The organism is Streptococcus sp. HMSC068F04, from assembly GCF_001837455.1.
Classification (GTDB): Bacteria; Bacillota; Bacilli; order Lactobacillales; family Streptococcaceae; genus Streptococcus; species Streptococcus salivarius_D.
On the sequence record NZ_KV832456.1, the window covers coordinates 1 to 454 of the forward strand.

Here is a 454-nt window from a genome sequence, read left to right on the forward strand (position 1 = left end):
CGAACTAGAATAGGAGATTGGGAAGCCGATACTGTTGCAGGTAAAACTGGAAAAGCTTGTTTAGTTACTCTAACAGACCGTTATTCTCGTTTTCTAAAAATCAAAAAGGTAGCTGTTAAGAAAAGCAAGTTGGTAATAGAAGCTATGGTAAAACTGTTAGAACCCTTGACGAAGTATACAGTAACTCCTGATAGAGGGAAAGAATTCACGTATCATCAGAAATTGAGTGATCAATTGAACATTGAAGTCTATTTTCCTGACCCTCATGCTCCATGGCAACGAGGAACCAATGAGAACACGAATGGATTACTTAGAGAATATTTTCCAAAGGGTAGTGATCTAACATTGGTTGATGATCAGACTATTCAGCTATGGGAGAACAAACTTAATAATAGGCCACGAAAATGTCTTAACTGGAAAACACCTTATGAAGTATTCTATGGGAAAGTGTGCA

Annotated in this window: 1 protein-coding gene; it reads left to right on the forward strand. The window is 37.4% G+C overall.

Annotated elements, in window-relative coordinates; translation table 11 throughout:
• A partial coding sequence (locus HMPREF2571_RS00480; RefSeq protein WP_141760054.1) for an IS30 family transposase occupies positions 1-454 on the forward strand: 454 nt, incomplete at both ends.